The organism is Variovorax sp. KBS0712, assembly GCF_006323185.2.
Lineage (GTDB): Bacteria > Pseudomonadota > Gammaproteobacteria > Burkholderiales > Burkholderiaceae_C > Variovorax > Variovorax boronicumulans.
On sequence record NZ_VCCD02000003.1, the window covers coordinates 466,955 to 482,221 of the forward strand.

The window sequence follows — 15,267 nt, forward strand, 5'->3', positions numbered from 1 at the left end:
TGAAAGAAGAAATGAAAGACGAAAGAAAACGATGCAGGCGACGGGCTGTGGCGGCTACTTGCCGTCCTTGTCCGGCCGGGCCTTGGCGCGCGGATGCGCCGCGTCGTAGACCTTGGCCAGGTGCTGGAAGTCCAGCCGCGTGTAGACCTGCGTGGTCGCGATGTTGGCATGGCCCAGCAGCTCCTGCACCGCGCGCAGGTCGCTGCTCGACTGCAGCACGTGGCTCGCGAACGAGTGGCGCAGCATGTGCGGATGCACCGGCGCGGCCAGGCCGGCCTTCAGGCTGCGCTCGCGCAGCAGCTTCCACACGGCCTGCGACGACATGCGCGCGCCGCGCGCACTCACGAACAGCGCCGGCTCCTGGCGCTCGCCGCGCACCGCGAGCCAGTCGCGCAGTGCCTCGGCCGCCTTGTTGCCCACGGGCACGCTGCGCCGCTTGCTGCCCTTGCCGAGCACGTGGGCTTCCATGGCGTCGAGATCGACCCAGCCGAGCGCCGTGGCGCTGGCCTGGGCGTCGAGCCCGGTGAGTTCGCTCACGCGCAGGCCGCAGCCATAGAGCATTTCGACGATGGCGCCATCGCGCGCTTCGGTCCAGGGGTCGGCCTCGGGGTCGTACAGCTCGGCCAGGCGCACCGCGTCGTCCACGCCCAGCGCCTTCGGCAGCGGCCGGCCCGCCTTGGGCGCATGCACGTCCTGCACCGGGTTGAAGCCGATCAGCCCTTCATGGCCGAGCCAGCGGTAGAAGCTGCGCCAGCACGACAGCACCAGCGCAATGCCGCGCGGCTCGCGCCCGGCGCTGTGCAGCTGCGCCATCCAGCGGCGGATGTGGGCGGTCTGCACGCGGTCCAGCGGCAGGTTGGCCTCGGCCGCGTGGTCGGTCAGCGCGCGCAGGTGGAAGGCATACAGCTCGACCGTGCGCGGCGCGAGCCGACGCTCCACGCGCACGTGTTCGAGGTATTTGTCGATCCATTCCATGGTGTGGTCGTGCTCCGTGCTCCGTGCGCCACGCGGCGCCCGCGCTAGCTAGAACAGATAACCGAGCGATGCATTGTTCACGATGGCGGCGGGCTCACGCAATGCGCCCTTGAACAGCATGCCCCAGCGGCGCCAGCACGAGGTGGGCGCGGCGGCGTATTGCACGTCGAAGGCCTGGTCGAAGCCGCTGGCACGCACCAGCCGCTCGATGCGCCACAGGTGGTAGGGCTCCGACACGATGATCACGCTGCGCACGCCGTTGGCCTCCAGCACCGTGCGCGACAGCGACAGGTTGGCGCGTGTGGACGACGACACCGACTCCAGCACCATCGGCCCCGTGTAGCCCTCGGCCGTGGCGTGGTCGCGCATCACCTCGGCCTCGATGCGGCCGTCTTCCACGTCGACACCGCCCGAGAACACCAGCGTCTGCACGCGACCGGCGCGCGCCAGCACGATGCCCTGGTCGACCCGGCCCGTGAGGCAGGGGTTGGGCTTGCCGTCGAGGTAGGCGCGGTTGCCCAGCACCAGCGCCACGTCGGCCGCGCGCGGCAGCGGGCCGGCCAGGGCGGCCTCGGCACGCTGCCAGATCACGCCCGCGATGGCGGCATAGGTGAGCACGCCGGCCAGCAAGACCACGCACAGGCCGGTCAGCCAAGGCCGGCGGCGCCACCCGCTTCGCGTGGAACGGCTCAAGGGCGCAGCCGCGACAGCGCGCCCGACGACAGCTCGGCGATGCGCTCGAGAAAGTCCGTGCCCATCTCGGCGTTGAAGCGCTGCGCGTCCGGCGAGGCCAGCACCAGCAGGCCGAAGGCCGGCGATTCGGCGTCGGCGCGCAGCGGAATCAGCGCGATCGACGCGGCGCCCTGCGGCTCGGGCAGCCAGTTGGCCGCCTCGAAGCCCGCGTTGAGCCCGCAGTACGGCGAGGTGAGCGAGGTGGCCAGCGCCTTCACGTCGTCGCTCACCCACTGGGCATAGGCTTCGTTCAGGTACTCGGTGCCGCAGTCCCACACCTTGATGGCCGTTTGCGGCACCAGGAACAGCGACTGCAGGTCGACCGCGATGCGGTACGGCAGGCTGCGCGGGTCGCGCGTGGTCAGCAGGCCCTTGGTCCAGCGCTGCAAGCGGTCGGCGATGACGACGTTTTCGGTGCCGTGGCGCACCATGTCCATCAGGCGGTGCTCCAGCGCCTTGATCTTCTCGCGCAGCATTTCGGCCTGGCGCTCCTGCAGGCTCACGGCGCGGTTGCCGTGCGGGCTGGTCAGCTGCACCTGCGCCAGCAGTTGGGCGTGGCGCTCGAAGAAGTCGGGGGTGTTCGACAGGTAGTTCGCGATGTCGTCTTCGGTGATCGGGTTCATGGCGTTGTTGTCGTGGGTGAATTGGGTCATGGCTGTTCCGAAATGTCGGGCACGTCGATCTCGCCCTCGAACACCGTCGTGGCCGGTCCTGTCATGAGCACCGGCCGGCCGTCGCCCTGCCACTCGATCGTGAGAATGCCGCCGTGCGTCTGCACGTCGACGCGGGTGTCCAGCAGCCCGAGGCGGATGCCCGCCACCACCGCCGCGCAGGCGCCCGTGCCGCAGGCCAGCGTTTCGCCGGCGCCGCGCTCGAACACGCGCAGCTTGATGTTCGTGCGGTCGACCACCTGCATGAAACCGGCGTTCACGCGCTGCGGGAAACGCGGATGGTGCTCGATCTGCGGGCCCTGCTCAGCCACCGGCGCGGTGTCGACGTTGTCGACCACCTGCACCGCGTGCGGGTTGCCCATGGACAGCACCGCTACCGAAACGATAGCGCTGCCGGCCCGGGTGCCCAGCGCCAGGTGCCAGGTCTGCCACGCGCCTTCGTGCTGCGGGTCGAGCCCGGCCGTGTCGAAGGGCACGCGCGCCGGTTCGAAGACCGGGGCGCCCATGTCGACCGTCACGCGGCCGTCGTCGCCCATGCGCGGCTCGATCACGCCGGCCAGCGTCTGCACGCGCACGTCTTTCTTCTCGGTCAGGCCGTGCTCGCTCACGAAGCGCATGAAGCAGCGCGCCCCGTTGCCGCACTGCTCCACCTCGCCGCCGTCGGCGTTGTGGATCACGTACTGGAAGTCGATGCCCTCGGCGGGCGACGGGCGCACCGTGAGGATCTGGTCGGCGCCGACGCCGAAATGGCGGTCGGCCAGGAAGCGGTACTGCGCGGCCGTGAGGCCCAGCGTGCCGCGCGTTTCGTCCAGCACGACGAAATCGTTGCCGGCTCCCTGCATCTTGGTAAAGCGGATTCGCATCGCCGGATTATCGCCACCGGCGCCGCCCTTCGCGCCGGAAGGGCCGCAGGGCGCGGCCCTTTCGACACACCCGGCCTCAGCCCTGGATGAACGCCAGCAGGTCGGCGTTGACCTGCGCCGCGTGCGTGGTGCAGGTGGCGTGCGGCGCGCCGGCGTACAGCTTGAGCTGGCTGCCCTTGATCATTTCGGCCGCCAGCTTGCCCGTGGCCTCGAAGGGCACGACCTGGTCGTCGTCGCCGTGGATCACGAGCGTGGGCACGTCGATCTTCGCCATGTCGGGGCGGAAGTCGGTCTCGGAGAACGCCGTCACGCAGTCGATGGTGGCCTTGATCGAGGCCTGCAGCGCGATCTGCAGCGTCTGCTTGAACACGCCCTGCGACACCTTCGCGCCCGGGCGGTTGGTGCCGTAGAACAGCGTGCTGAAGTCGTCGATGAACTGCGCCCGGTCGGCGGCCAGCCCGGCGCGGATGCCCGCGAAGAGCGACGCCTCGGGGCCCACGGGATGGTCCGCGGTCTTCATGAACAGCGGCGTCACCGCGCTGATGAGCGCCAGCTTCGCCACGCGCGCGCTGCCCTTGCGCGCGATGTAGCGCGTGACGTCGCCGCCGCCCATCGAGAAGCCCGCCAGGATCACGTTTTTCAGGTCGAGCTTTTCGATCAGCTCGGCGATGTCGTCGGCGAAGGTGTCGTAGTCGTAGCCGGTCCAGGGCTGGCTGGAGCGGCCAAAACCGCGGCGGTCGAACGCGATGACGCGGTAGCCGCGCTCGGCGAAGAACAGCATCTGGGCGTCCCACATGTCGGCGCTCAGCGGCCAGCCGTGGCTGAAGACGATGGGCTGGCCGCTGCCCCAGTCCTTGTAATAGAGCTCGGTGCCGTCGCGAAGGGTCAGTGTGGTCATGGTTTTTCCTTGAGATGGACGAAAGGGTGAAAGGGAAAGAGAAAGAAGAATCCGCGCCGCTCAGAGCGCCAGGAAGTGATGCACCTCGGGCTTGCCCGGGCCGATGTGAAAGCGCAGCGCCTCGGCCTGCAGGTCGGCGTCGGCGTGCGACACGCGGTGGTGCTGGCGCAGGTGCTCGGCCCACGACTCCACGAGGAACCACTCCATCACGCGCTCGGCATCGGCCGTGTGCTCGTGCACGCCCCAGGCGTAGGCGCCGTCGCGGCGGCGCTCCAGCGACAGGCGCTTCATCGCATCGAGGAACGCCGGCCGGTCTTCCTTGCGGATGCGGTACTCGACCTGGATCATCACGGGCCCGCGGTCGTGCGCCACCGGCTCGGCCAAGAGCGGCTCGGGCCAGTGGTTCGAGGCCTGCAGGTCGGCCTCGCCCGCGGGCAGCCGCACGCGGTGGAACACCAGCCCCATCACCACCAGCCCCACGGCGCCCGCCACCAGCGTGGCCGGCACGCCGATCTGCTGCGCCACCAGGCCCCAGCCCAGGCTGCCGGCGGCCATGGCGCCGTTGAACACCGTGAGGTACACGGCCAGCCCGCGCCCGCGCACCCAGTTCGGCAGGATCGACTGCGCCACGCCGTTGAGCGTGGTCAGCGCAATGATCCAGCCCAGCCCGAGCACGCCCAGCATCGGCACCGCCAGCCACTGCGGCGGCGCGAACACCAGGGCACCCATCACCGCGGCGGTGAGCAGCGAGGCCAGCAGCAGCATGCCGTCGGCATCGAGCCGCGCACGCAGCCGCGGCATCACCAGCGCGCCGCCGATGGCGCCCGCGCCCACGGCGCCGAGCAGGATGCCGTAGAAGCTCGCCGTGCCGCCGAGCATCTGGCGCGCCACCAGCGGCAGCAGCGCCCACACCGAGCTGGCGAACAGGAAGAACACCGCCGCGCGCAGCAGCACCACATGCAGCTCCTTGCTGGCCCGCGTGTAGCGCAGGCCGGCGCGGAAGGCGCCGAAGAAGTTCTCGGACAGCCCGCTGTCCACCGCCGCCGGGCGCTTCCACCACAACAGCGCCGCGATCACGAACACGTAGCTCAGCACGTCCAGCCCGTAGGTGGCGGCCGCGCCGAAGCTCGCCAGGATCAGCCCGCCCGCCGCCGGCCCGATAGAGCGCGCGATGTTGATGCCCAGCGAGTTCAGCGCCACCGCGCCCTTGAGCTCACTGCGCGGCACCAGCTCCGGCACGATCGACTGCCAGGTCGGCCCCATGAGCGCCGCGCCGATGCCGCCCACGAAGGTCAGCGCAATGAGGTACTCGACCGTGAGCGTGCCCGTGTGCGAGAGCACCAGCAGCGTGCCGCTCACCGCGGCCAGCAGCACCTGCACGAAGATCAGGAAGCGCCGCCGGTCGAGGATGTCCGACAGCACGCCGGCCGGAATCGCCAGCAGGAAGATCGGCAGCGTCGCCGCCGTCTGGATCAGCGCCACCGCCGTCGGGCTGGCCGACAGGTCGGTCACCAGCCACGAACTGGCCACGTCGCGCATGAAGCTGCCGATGTTGCCCAGCACCGTGGCGGCCCACAGCACGGCGAAGACCGGCTGGCGCAGCGGCGCGAAGGCGCCGGCGGCTTTGGCTTGGGGCTCAGTCATCGTGGCGCTCCTGGAGGTCGAGCCAGGCGACGAGCAGGAAGCCGCCGACCAGGCCCAGGTGTTCGAAGAAGGCGTTGGCCGCCATGAAGCGTTCCTGCCCCAGCGGCATCTCCCAGAAACGCAGCGCGACGAAAGTCGCCATGAGCGTGAAGCCGCCCAGCGCGAGCGCGCCGAGCCAGCGCCAGAAGCCGGTGAGGATGAGCGCCGCGGCGCCCAGCTCCAGCACGATCACCGCCACGGCCAGCGGGCCGGCCGGCGACAGGCCGAAGTGGTTCATCTCGGCGATGGCTGCGTTGAAGTCCAACGCCTTGTTCAGGCCGCCCTGCAGGTAGGCCGCGCACAGCAGCAGCAAGGCGATCCAGCGCACGGCGGGCGAAAGGGTCCAGTGCATGGCCTTCATCACACCGCCCAGCAGGCGCAACCCAGCGCGCCCCAGAAGCTCTTCAGGTCGGCGATGGGCAGCTTGCTGCTCCAGGCCGTCGCGTGCTGGTGGCCGTGCACGTTGCAGTCGTTGGCGCAGGCGCACGACATCGCGGCGTTGCGCATCACCTTCTGCAGCGGTGCGCCCTCGGCCGTGTCGGCCCAGCCCGCATAGCCGCCGAAGGTGCGCGCGGGCGACCAGTCGGGCATGGCGGGCGGCAGGCCGCCTTCGTCGTGCGCGGCGAACGGGCCGGCGCCGTAGACCACCTTGCCACCCACCATCGTGAGCAGCGCCGTGGTGTCGGCAATCTCCGATTCGGCGCAAGCGAAGAAGTCGCGGTCGGGCACCACCAGGTCGGCGAGCTGGCCTTCCTGGATGCGGCCCTTCTTGCCCTCTTCGTTCGAGAACCAGGTGACGTTCTCGGTCCACATGCGCAGTGCAGCCTCGCGGTCCAGGCAGTTGCGCTGCGGGTACAGCTGCATGCCGCCCACCGTCTTGCCCGTGACCAGCCACGACAGCGACACCCACGGGTTGTACGAGGCCACGCGCGTCGCGTCGGTGCCGGCCGACACCTTCAGGCCGCGCTCCAGCATCTTCTTGACCGGCGGCGTGGCCTCGGCTGCGCCGGGGCCGTAGCGCTCCACGAAGTACTCGCCCTGGTAGGCCATGCGGTGCTGCACCGCCACGCCGCCGCCGAGCGCGGCGATGCGGTCCATCGACTTCTCGGAAATCGTCTCGGCATGGTCGAAGAACCAGTTCAGGCCGGCCAGCGGCGTGTCCTTGTTGACCTTCTCGAACACGTCGAGCGAGCGGCTGATGGTTTCGTCGTAGGTCGCGTGCATGCGCCACGGCCAGCGGTTCTGCGCCAGGATGCGCACCACGCCTTCGAGGTCGCCTTCCATCTCGGGCGCCATGTCGGGGCGCGGCTGGCGGAAGTCCTCGAAGTCGGCCGCCGAGAACACCAGCATCTCGCCCGCGCCGTTGTGGCGGAAGTAGTCGTCGCCCTGCTTGTATCTGGAGTTGGCCGTCCAGTTCAGGAAGTCGTCCTTCTCGGCCTTGGGCTTCTGCGTGAAGAGGTTGTAGGCCAGGCGGATCGTGAGCTGCCCGTCGTCGTGCAGCTTCTGGATCACTTCGTAGTCGTCGGGGTAGTTCTGGTTGCCGCCGCCCGCGTCGATGGCGCCGGTCACGCCCAGGCGGTTGAGCTCGCGCATGAAGTGGCGCGTGGAATTGAGCTGGTAGTCGAAGGGCAGCTTCGGCCCCTTGGCCAGCGTGGCGTACAGGATGGCCGCGTTCGGCTTGGCCAGCAGCAGGCCCGTGGGGTTGCCGGCGCTGTCGCGCACGATCTCGCCGCCGGGCGGCGCGGGCGTGTCCTTGGTGTAGCCCACGGCGCGCAGCGCGGCGCCGTTGAGCAGCGCGCGGTCGTACAGGTGCAGGATGAACACCGGCGTGTCGGGCGCCACCGCGTTCAGCTCGGCCAGGGTCGGCAGGCGCTTCTCGACGAACTGGTGCTCGGTGAAGCCGCCCACCACGCGCACCCACTGCGGCGCGGGCGTGATCGCCACCTGGCGCTTGAGCATGCCCATGGCATCGGCCAGGCTCTTCACGCCGTCCCAGCGCAGCTCCATGTTGTAGTTCAGGCCGCCGCGAATGATGTGCAGGTGGTTGTCGATGAGGCCCGGCAGCACGCGCTGGCCTTGCAGGTCGATCACGCGGGTCTGGCTGCCGGCCAGCGGCAGCACGTCTTCGGCGCGGCCCACGCGGGTGAAGCGGCCGTCCTTGATGGCCACCGCGTCGGCCGTGGGGTTGGCACGGTCCAGCGTGGTGAAGCGGCCGTTGCGCAGGATGAGGTCGGGGGTCTGGGTGGTGGCCATGGTGGATGCGGGTGCGAGGGAGGTGGCTGCAAAGGCGCCGAGGGCGCCCAGGAAGTGGCGGCGTTGCGGGTCGGGGGCGTTCATGCGTCGCTCCGCTCGGACGGGCGGCTGCCGGTGGCGGCAGACTTCACCGCCCCGGGCTGCGCGCAGGTCGGCAGCGCGCCGAACACGTGCGGCTTGACCTGGTCATGCAGCCACGAGGTGGCGGCCGGCCGGTCGAACACCTGCCGCACCAGCGGCGGGATCTGCTCGCCGAGCAGGATGCCCAAGAGGCCCACCAGGGCGATCACCGGCGGCGCCGGCGAGCGCACCTGGAAGAGCGCGTAGATCACGCCGACCAGCAGGCCGAGCGCGAGGGAAACGACATAGGTCTTCATGGTCGGTCGGCCTTCCGGGTGCGCTGCGCTCAACCCTCGTGGGCGCCGAACATCGTCTTGGCGTACGTCACGCCCAGACCGTAGGCGCCGCCCACCTTCTTCGCAATACCGGTCGTCAATTCGTAGGTGTCGCCACGCGCCCAGTCGCGCTGCAGCTCCAGCAGATACTGCAGCGAGGTCATCGGCTGCGCGCCGGCCTGCACCATGCGCTCCATGGCGCGGTTGTGCGCCTCGGTGGACACGTCGCCGCAGGCGTCGGCAATCACGTACACCTCGAAGCCCTGGTCCAGCGCCGACAGCGCCGGGCCCACGATGCACACGCTGGTCCACAGGCCGGCCAGCACGATGCGCGGCTTGCCGATGGCGTTCACGCGCTCGATCACGGCGGCGTCTTCCCAGGTGTTCATCGAGGTGCGGTCGAGCATCTTCTGGCCGGGGAAGGCGTCGGTGATCTCGCTGAACATCGGGCCCGAAAAACTCTTCTCGGCCACGGTCGTGAGGATGGTCGACACCTTGAAGCCGGCCGCCGCCTGCGCCACCAGCGCGGCGTTGTTGCGCAGGTTCACGGCGTCGATCGAGTGCGTGGCAAAGGCCATCTGCGACTGGAAGTCGATCATCACCAGCGTGTGGTCGGTGGGGGTGAGCAGCTTGGCGCCGGCGGTGGGGGTGGCTTGGACGGTCATGGAAGGCTCCTTCGGCAAAGTTGGGTGCGTGGATATTCGATTCGGTTCACAATCGCTTTCGGAGGGAATCTCCTTGGCGTGGGCTGAATCATCCGGTGCACGCAGGGCCCCATCGACGAAACTTTTCACCATCAATGATCGAAGTTTTCGATCATTCCTTTTTGCTGCGAGGAACGCCCCGTGCTCAAGCTCACCCTGGAAGCCATCGAGGTCGTCGACGCCATCGCGCGCCACGGCTCCTTTGCCGCCGCCGCCGCGCGGCTGAACAAGGTGCCCTCCACCATCTCCTACGCCGTGGGCAAGCTCGAAGAACAGCTGGGCATGCTGCTGTTCGAGCGCAACGGCCCGCGCGTGACCCTCACTGCCGCCGGCGAAGAAATGCTCAAGGAAGGCCGCTGGCTGCTCGGCGCCGCGAGCGACCTCGAATCGCGCATGCGGCAGATTGCCACAGGCTATGAATCAGAGCTGCGGCTGGTGCACGACTCGCTCATTCCCACGCAGGCCTTCATGGACGACATCCGCGCCTTCGAAGACCTGCGCTGCGGCACGCGGCTGCGCATCGGCTGCGAGGCGCTCACCGGCAGCTGGGAGGCGCTGCGCGAGGGCCGCGCCGACATCGTCGTGGCCGCGGGCGAAGGCCCGGCCGGCGGCGGCCACCAGGCCGTGGCCGTGGGCAGCCTCGAGTTCGCCTTCTGCGTCGCGCCCACCCACCCGCTCACGCGGCTGAAGCGCCCCGTGCAGCGCGGCGACCTCATCGACTGCAACGCCATCGTGGTCGGCGACACCGCGCGCACCCTGTCGGACCGCACCGTGGGCCTCATGGCCGGCCAGCCGCGCATCACCGTGCCGTCGATGGCCGCCAAGGTCGCCTGCCAGGTCGCCGGGCTGGGCCACGGCTTCCTGCCGCGCGCCTGCATCACCGACGAGCTGGCGCGCGGCACGCTGGTCGAACTGCCGACCGAGGAACCGCGCGCGCCCGAAGCCTTCTGGCTCGCGTGGAAGACCGGCGCGCAGGGCCAGGCGCTGCGCTGGTGGCGCGAGCGGCTGCACCGCACGCTCGTGCCCGCGCTGCTGCCGCGTTCGTTCCTCTGAAGAAAAAGAGAGGTTGCCGCTCAGCCGCCGGCGCGCAGCTTGTCGAGCGCCCGGTCGAGAAACGCCAGCCGGTCTTGTCCCCAGAAACGCTCGCCGTTCAGGATGAACGTGGGCGCGCCGAACACGCCCGCTTCCACCGCGTCGGCGCTGTTGGCGCGGTACACCGCCAGCACCTCGGCCGACTGCTCCAGCGCCTGCAGCGCCGCGCCGTCGTAGCCGTTCTCGTCGGCGATCGCGATGCGCACCGCGGCCTGCGCCGTGTCGCGCTCCTCGGCCCACAGCGCGCGCAACAGCGCGTGCGACAGCGGCTGCGCGTCCAGGCCCTGCAGCTGGGCGGCGATCACCATCCAGCCGGGGTACTTGTTCCAGTTCGGGTCGGTCGGCGCGCCCTTCGGGTAGTGCGCGGGCTCCAGGTTCATCGGCATGCCGAGGTAATCGCGCCAGCGCGACAGCTCCAGCGCGTGGTACGTGCGGCGCGGCTCGGGGCGCGTCTTCAGCGGAATGCCGCCGGTCTGCGGCACCACCGCCTGGAAGTCGTAGGGCTTGAGCGTGAGCTGCACATGGTGGCGGCGCACGATGTCTTGCAGTTGCGGGCCGCCGAGGTAGGCCCAAGGCGAGGAAAGGCTGTAGTAGCAGTCGATGGCGATCATGCGGGGATTATCTTCAGCCCCCGGCCGACGCGCCGCGCGCCACGGCCATACACCTCGCAACGCACCGCCTCGCGAACGCGGTGAAACTACGCCCCTTGCGCGTTGTGCATCGGCCGGGCCCTGCCCTTGCGATGCCACGCCGCCACTTTCTCGGGAGCCCTGATTTGCAGAAGAACACCCAAGCCAAGATTGCCCGCATTGCCCTGTCGGCCTCGGCCGCCGCCATTGGCAGCCTGGCCGCCTACTGGACCCTGCTCGCGACGCGCCAGGGCCACATTCTTTTCAACGCCCGCAAGCTGCCCGTGGTGCATCTGTCGGACGACTTCTCGACCTACTCGCACCCCGTGCCCGGCGGCATGGTGCGCGGCTACGTGTACCACCCGCAGGGTGAAGACGCGCTGCAGGACCTGTTCATCTACTTCGCCGGCCGCGGCGAAGACGTGCGCGCCACCGCGCAGATGCTGCACTGGCTGCCCGAGGGCTTCGGCTTTGCCGCCCTCAACTACCGGGGCGTGGCCGACTCGCAGGGCGCGCCGTCTGAAATCGCCTCCGTGGCCGACGCCGCCCAGTTCGCCAGCCACCTGCGCCGCGCCTTTCCGCAGGCGCGCCTGCACGTGGTGGGCCGCAGCCTGGGCACCGGCGTGGCCATCCAGCTCGTGGCGCGGCAGGAGTTTGCGAGCCTGCAGCTCATCACCCCCTACGACTCGCTGCTCGAAGTCGCCAAGAAGCGCTTTCCGCTCGTGCCGCTGTCGCTGCTGCTGCGCCACCGCTTCAACTCCATCGAGCACAGCAAGGAAGTCGCCGCCAAGACCCAGGTGCTGCTTGCCGCGAAGGACGACGTGGTGCCGCACGAACGCTCCGAAAAACTCATCGCCGCCTGGCCCACGCCCGTGAGCGTGCAGACCGTGTCGAACTCGGACCACCACAACATCACCGGGCTCGAAGAGACTTGGCTGATGCTGGTGGACTTTGCGTTGACGGCGGTGTTGCCGGAGACGAAGGCGGCTTGAGGGTTGCGGGCCGGTCGTGAGCAGAGGCTTCAGGCCGGCAGCCGGGGGCTAGGTCGGCTTGAACGAGGGGTGCGCTTGCAGCGCATCGCGTACGGCATCGGCTGTCGCGTTGACGGTGGCGATGCGCGCCAGCAACGCTTCGTTGAGCAGGCGCAGCAAGGCGCTCAGTTCGGTGCGGGTGGGGGCGAGTTCTTCGCTGTCGTTCAGGGCGCTGGTGTCTACGAGCTTTTCTAGCGCGGTGTAGGCGCGCATTACAGCGTTGAGGTTGTCGGCGTCGTCGCAGGCTTGCAGGGCGAGGTCGTCGAGGGAAGCGGAGGGAATGCGAGATTGCGCGCAGGCGCGAGCGGATTCAGCCATGAGATGGACTCCAAGTTGCGCAGAGGTTCATCAGGCTTCCAAACCCGGCCGCACCACCCAGCGCGACGCGGCGCAGTGTATCTAGAGCGCGGGCGCATCGCGACATTTCAGCGGAAAAGGCCTCCTCCAATGCGAATTCGAACGGAACCCAGGAGGAAAAAACACCCTTCACACGAAACTTTTTGATGTACTATTCCCGCCACTCGAAACAATTCATCGGGATAAACGCATGCCCACTCCGTCCGCAGGCACCAAAAAGCTCGAACAGCTCGTTGTCAAGAATATTCCTCGTGATGCCCTCATGGCTTTCGAGGACGCTTACTACGCGGGCGACCACCAGGGGCGTCAACACTCTGCCGCTTTTGCGCCAGGACATAAGCCATCCATTGCTGGGCAAAACAAGCACTTTTTCATAAACGAAACGTTCCACGAGGCGCTACTAGCTCACGGCGCTGAGCCCACCCCACTATGCGGCACACGACTGGTAGTGGGACGGCTGGGCATCTTCAGCATCGTTCGGCTGAACGTTCCCGGACACAAATGGATCAATCTGCGGCGCAGTGCAACGCGCATCAAGCTGGCAGAAGTCAACGACAACATCAACCGAAAATACGTTCAAGCTGACCTTTTCGCGCAACCACGCGAAGTATCGGCCGGCACCATCTTCATCCTCGGGGTAATGGATGGTGTTGACACCAACGGAATCGCCCAGTTGACGGAAGTGATGGTGTCTCTCCCAGCCCCCGACATGAAGTCTTGGCTCTATATCAACACCATGACTGACTTCATCAAACTCTACGATCAGACCGATACAGCGGTCCAACCTGATACGGCAGTGCCAAAACTCAAGGCACAGCCAAAGAAGAAAACCGGCGATGACCAAGGGAATCAATGAACTGCAACCCGCACGGCTTGAGCAAGCGCTTTCCGCACGAGGCTTCACCAAAGGCCAACTCGCAAGCCTTGTCGACGTAGCGGCATCCACAGTCACCAAGTGGTGCAAGGGCGATCAGGCCCCCGAAGCGGAAACCTTTGAGCGTGTGGCATCCGCTCTCAACCTGCGGACGGAATGGCTTACCCGTCCGATGCTGCAGCCTGTGTCAACGCCGCTTTATCGCAGCAACGCATCGGCTCTTAAAGCGGCTCGCGCCAAACTAGAAGCGCGGACAGAGTGGACACAGGAAATCGCAGTACTGCTCTCCGAGCATGTGGACTACCCGAAGGTCAACCTGCCTCAGCGCAGTTTTCAAGACCCCGAGCAAATCAATGACGCGGATATTGAGGCCGCCGCAGAAGAGTGCCGCCAACTGTGGCAACTAGGTAGCGGCCCCATCCATGATCTAGCTTTGGCTGCAGAGAGCGCAGGCATCATCGTCGTACGCGAGGAAACTGAGATTTCTGCCATCGAAGGCCTTTCCAGCTGGAGTTCCTTGCTGGGCAATCCAATCGTGCTGCTGTCGGCTGACAAGGCCAATGCATTCCGCAGCCGCTTTGACCTAGCTCACGAAATCGGACATCTCGTTCTACACAAGCACATACCTAGAGCAGACGAACGCGATCGCTATAACCAAATGGAAAAGCAAGCGCACCGCTTTGCCAGCGCGTTGCTACTTCCCGCAAAAACCTTCGCGACCGAAGTGCGCGTTCCACCCAACCTGGACAACCTGCTCATCCTCAAACAGCGCTGGGGAGCATCTGTTGCTGCAATGATGATGCGCTTGCACGTCTTGGGCCTGCTTAGTGACGAGGAAAAGCTCATTCTTTTCAAGCGCCGCTCTGCGCGCTGGGGATCAAAGGCCGAACCCGGAGACGATAAATGGAAACCTGAGGTGCCGAGGCTGCTTCGTCGGACGGTGGAGTTGCTCATCAGCGAAGGCGTCTTGCCTGCAGAGGGAATTCCACGTTATCTAGGTTTTTCTGCAGGCGATGTGGAGAAACTCTGCGGCCTGCGTGACAACTACTTCAGCACCTCAGCGGAAGTAGTGGAGTTGGCAACGTTGCGAGCATCGAGAGCACCGGCCCAGCCAGTACAGAAGCTCGATGGTGAACGAGCGGCCGTGGTGTCTATTTTTAGGAAATAGAGCTCAAGGTAACTTTGGGCCCACCACGGAGCATCAAGCCCTGATCCGTGGGGCCAATCACTAGCTAGAGGCGAACGTGGCGAACGTCCCAGAATGAAATCCAAAACGCGCTCGCCACTCAAAGACAAGCCATTACGTGCTCCAGGGCAATCCGTTGCGGAGGAACGAGAGGAACTACTCGAGAACGCGGTTTCACAGCCGCTGATGCTGGCACTGTTCCTGACAATCATTGCAGGACTGGAGTGGTATCGGCTCTACTTCGATATGGCTCCGAGCCCAGTTATTTTCTCCATCAGCGCGGGCTTCGGAGTTGCATACGCAGTCTTCCGAATCTATAGAAACTTGCCAAAGCTTCGAAACTTACGACAAGCGATAGAAGGAGAAAAAGTTGTTGGGCAGTTTCTGGAGCGCTTGCGCCAAGACGGATTTCAGGTCTTCCACGACGTAGTGGGCGATGGCTTCAACCTTGACCACGTACTAATTGGTCCACCGGGAATTTTCACCGTCGAGACAAAGACCTGGAGCAAGCCAGCGTCTGGTAAAGCTGAGGTGGTCTTCGATGGACAAACTCTCAAAATTGGATCGTTCGCTCCAGATCGTGACCCCATCGTTCAGGCAAAAGCCCAGGCAAGCTGGTTGAAGCAGTTGCTATCGCAGAGCACGGGGCGAAAGTTCGAGACACGGCCAGTGATTGTCTTCCCTGGATGGTTCGTGGCCAATTCAGGCGGCTTTCGCGATTTATGGGTCCTCGAACCCAAAGCACTACCGTCGTTCCTGCAGAGCGAGCCTGCCCGCCTCTCCCCCGAGGACGTCAACCTGGCTAGCTTTCATCTTTCTCGACTCATCCGCGCGGTCGAACGAGAGCGAAGTCCAAACTGACTGTTGACTTGATCGCAACTATCTTATTCCCCATACCCTCTTAATCTGCAAAGGTAACCGCAA

17 protein-coding genes are annotated in these 15,267 nt (G+C 66.7%); 5 read left to right on the forward strand and 12 right to left on the reverse strand.

What is annotated here, in order from left to right; genetic code table 11:
* Positions 1–54: 54 nt before the first annotated feature.
* From FFI97_RS26915 to FFI97_RS26960, 10 genes are all read right to left on the reverse strand, one after another.
* Positions 55–975 carry a tyrosine recombinase XerC gene (locus FFI97_RS26915; protein ID WP_139702993.1) on the reverse strand — a complete coding sequence of 307 codons (921 nt, stop codon included), beginning with the start codon at positions 973–975 and terminating at the stop codon, positions 55–57.
* Positions 976–1,023: 48 nt separating this feature from the next.
* A complete protein-coding gene (locus FFI97_RS26920) occupies positions 1,024–1,668 on the reverse strand; it encodes a YdcF family protein (protein ID WP_260685199.1) in 645 nt (214 codons plus the stop codon).
* Entirely contained in the window at positions 1,665–2,360 is a 696-nt protein-coding gene (locus FFI97_RS26925) for a DUF484 family protein (RefSeq protein ID WP_139702992.1), read from the reverse strand. Before FFI97_RS26925 ends, FFI97_RS26920 begins: the two co-directional genes overlap by 4 nt.
* Positions 2,357–3,241, reverse strand: a complete 885-nt coding sequence (gene dapF / locus FFI97_RS26930) for a diaminopimelate epimerase (protein ID WP_139702991.1) — start codon at positions 3,239–3,241, stop codon at positions 2,357–2,359. The genes FFI97_RS26925 and dapF overlap by 4 nt, the downstream gene beginning before the upstream one ends.
* A gap of 76 nt (positions 3,242–3,317) precedes the next feature.
* A complete protein-coding gene (locus FFI97_RS26935; RefSeq protein WP_139702990.1) occupies positions 3,318–4,139 on the reverse strand; it encodes an alpha/beta fold hydrolase in 822 nt (273 codons plus the stop codon).
* 60 nt (positions 4,140–4,199) lie between these two features.
* A complete protein-coding gene (locus tag FFI97_RS26940) occupies positions 4,200–5,783 on the reverse strand; it encodes an MFS transporter (protein WP_070060141.1) in 1,584 nt (527 codons plus the stop codon).
* The gene (locus tag FFI97_RS26945) at positions 5,776–6,174 is read right to left on the reverse strand and encodes a DoxX family protein (protein ID WP_139702989.1); all 399 of its coding nucleotides are present in this window, start codon (positions 6,172–6,174) and stop codon (positions 5,776–5,778) included. The genes FFI97_RS26940 and FFI97_RS26945 overlap by 8 nt, the downstream gene beginning before the upstream one ends.
* Before the next feature lie 8 nt (positions 6,175–6,182).
* Positions 6,183–8,075 (reverse strand): amidohydrolase, encoded by a 1,893-nt coding sequence (locus FFI97_RS26950; protein ID WP_139703039.1) that lies wholly within the window; start codon positions 8,073–8,075, stop codon positions 6,183–6,185.
* Positions 8,076–8,155: 80 nt separating this feature from the next.
* Complete coding sequence (locus tag FFI97_RS26955; RefSeq protein WP_139702988.1) at positions 8,156–8,452, reverse strand: DUF1427 family protein; 297 nt, start codon at positions 8,450–8,452, stop codon at positions 8,156–8,158.
* A 29-nt stretch (positions 8,453–8,481) separates the two neighbouring features.
* Positions 8,482–9,135 (reverse strand): hydrolase, encoded by a 654-nt coding sequence (locus tag FFI97_RS26960; protein WP_062474264.1) that lies wholly within the window; start codon positions 9,133–9,135, stop codon positions 8,482–8,484.
* A 180-nt stretch (positions 9,136–9,315) separates the two neighbouring features.
* Between FFI97_RS26960 and FFI97_RS26965 the strand changes: the two genes are divergently transcribed.
* On the forward strand, positions 9,316–10,227 hold the full coding sequence (locus FFI97_RS26965; RefSeq protein WP_062474265.1) for a LysR family transcriptional regulator: 912 nt from the start codon (positions 9,316–9,318) through the stop codon (positions 10,225–10,227).
* Positions 10,228–10,247: 20 nt separating this feature from the next.
* On the opposite strand, the gene FFI97_RS26970 is transcribed toward FFI97_RS26965, so the two are convergent.
* Entirely contained in the window at positions 10,248–10,877 is a 630-nt protein-coding gene (locus FFI97_RS26970; RefSeq protein ID WP_070060143.1) for a 2-hydroxychromene-2-carboxylate isomerase, read from the reverse strand.
* Between the two features lie 164 nt (positions 10,878–11,041).
* Between FFI97_RS26970 and FFI97_RS26975 the strand changes: the two genes are divergently transcribed.
* A complete protein-coding gene (locus FFI97_RS26975; RefSeq protein ID WP_235944225.1) occupies positions 11,042–11,887 on the forward strand; it encodes an alpha/beta hydrolase in 846 nt (281 codons plus the stop codon).
* Positions 11,888–11,935: 48 nt separating this feature from the next.
* Here FFI97_RS26975 and FFI97_RS26980 read toward each other — a convergent pair whose 3' ends face one another.
* The gene (locus FFI97_RS26980; protein WP_139702986.1) at positions 11,936–12,244 is read right to left on the reverse strand and encodes a hypothetical protein; all 309 of its coding nucleotides are present in this window, start codon (positions 12,242–12,244) and stop codon (positions 11,936–11,938) included.
* A gap of 229 nt (positions 12,245–12,473) precedes the next feature.
* Between FFI97_RS26980 and FFI97_RS26985 the strand changes: the two genes are divergently transcribed.
* From FFI97_RS26985 to FFI97_RS26995, 3 genes are all read left to right on the forward strand, one after another.
* On the forward strand, positions 12,474–13,139 hold the full coding sequence (locus tag FFI97_RS26985) for a hypothetical protein (protein WP_139702985.1): 666 nt from the start codon (positions 12,474–12,476) through the stop codon (positions 13,137–13,139).
* Positions 13,120–14,325 (forward strand): XRE family transcriptional regulator, encoded by a 1,206-nt coding sequence (locus tag FFI97_RS26990; protein WP_139702984.1) that lies wholly within the window; start codon positions 13,120–13,122, stop codon positions 14,323–14,325. Before FFI97_RS26985 ends, FFI97_RS26990 begins: the two co-directional genes overlap by 20 nt.
* Before the next feature lie 93 nt (positions 14,326–14,418).
* On the forward strand, positions 14,419–15,204 hold the full coding sequence (locus tag FFI97_RS26995; protein WP_139702983.1) for a nuclease-related domain-containing protein: 786 nt from the start codon (positions 14,419–14,421) through the stop codon (positions 15,202–15,204).
* The last annotated feature ends 63 nt before the right edge of the window (positions 15,205–15,267 follow it).

Excerpts from the sequence above, each read along its gene's own strand:
- FFI97_RS26915 (WP_139702993.1), bottom strand. The coding sequence starts at position 975 with ATGGAATGGATCGACAAATACCTCGAACACGTGCGCGTGGAGCGTCGG.
- FFI97_RS26925 (WP_139702992.1), bottom strand. The coding sequence starts at position 2,360 with ATGACCCAATTCACCCACGACAACAACGCCATGAACCCGATCACCGAA.
- dapF (WP_139702991.1), bottom strand. The coding sequence starts at position 3,241 with ATGCGAATCCGCTTTACCAAGATGCAGGGAGCCGGCAACGATTTCGTC.
- FFI97_RS26935 (WP_139702990.1), bottom strand. The coding sequence starts at position 4,139 with ATGACCACACTGACCCTTCGCGACGGCACCGAGCTCTATTACAAGGAC.
- FFI97_RS26940 (WP_070060141.1), bottom strand. The coding sequence starts at position 5,783 with ATGACTGAGCCCCAAGCCAAAGCCGCCGGCGCCTTCGCGCCGCTGCGC.
- FFI97_RS26945 (WP_139702989.1), bottom strand. The coding sequence starts at position 6,174 with ATGCACTGGACCCTTTCGCCCGCCGTGCGCTGGATCGCCTTGCTGCTG.
- FFI97_RS26950 (WP_139703039.1), bottom strand. The coding sequence starts at position 8,075 with ATGGCCACCACCCAGACCCCCGACCTCATCCTGCGCAACGGCCGCTTC.
- FFI97_RS26955 (WP_139702988.1), bottom strand. The coding sequence starts at position 8,452 with ATGAAGACCTATGTCGTTTCCCTCGCGCTCGGCCTGCTGGTCGGCGTG.
- FFI97_RS26960 (WP_062474264.1), bottom strand. The coding sequence starts at position 9,135 with ATGACCGTCCAAGCCACCCCCACCGCCGGCGCCAAGCTGCTCACCCCC.
- FFI97_RS26970 (WP_070060143.1), bottom strand. The coding sequence starts at position 10,877 with ATGATCGCCATCGACTGCTACTACAGCCTTTCCTCGCCTTGGGCCTAC.
- FFI97_RS26980 (WP_139702986.1), bottom strand. The coding sequence starts at position 12,244 with ATGGCTGAATCCGCTCGCGCCTGCGCGCAATCTCGCATTCCCTCCGCT.
- FFI97_RS26985 (WP_139702985.1), top strand. The coding sequence starts at position 12,474 with ATGCCCACTCCGTCCGCAGGCACCAAAAAGCTCGAACAGCTCGTTGTC.
- FFI97_RS26990 (WP_139702984.1), top strand. The coding sequence starts at position 13,120 with ATGACCAAGGGAATCAATGAACTGCAACCCGCACGGCTTGAGCAAGCG.
- FFI97_RS26995 (WP_139702983.1), top strand. The coding sequence starts at position 14,419 with ATGAAATCCAAAACGCGCTCGCCACTCAAAGACAAGCCATTACGTGCT.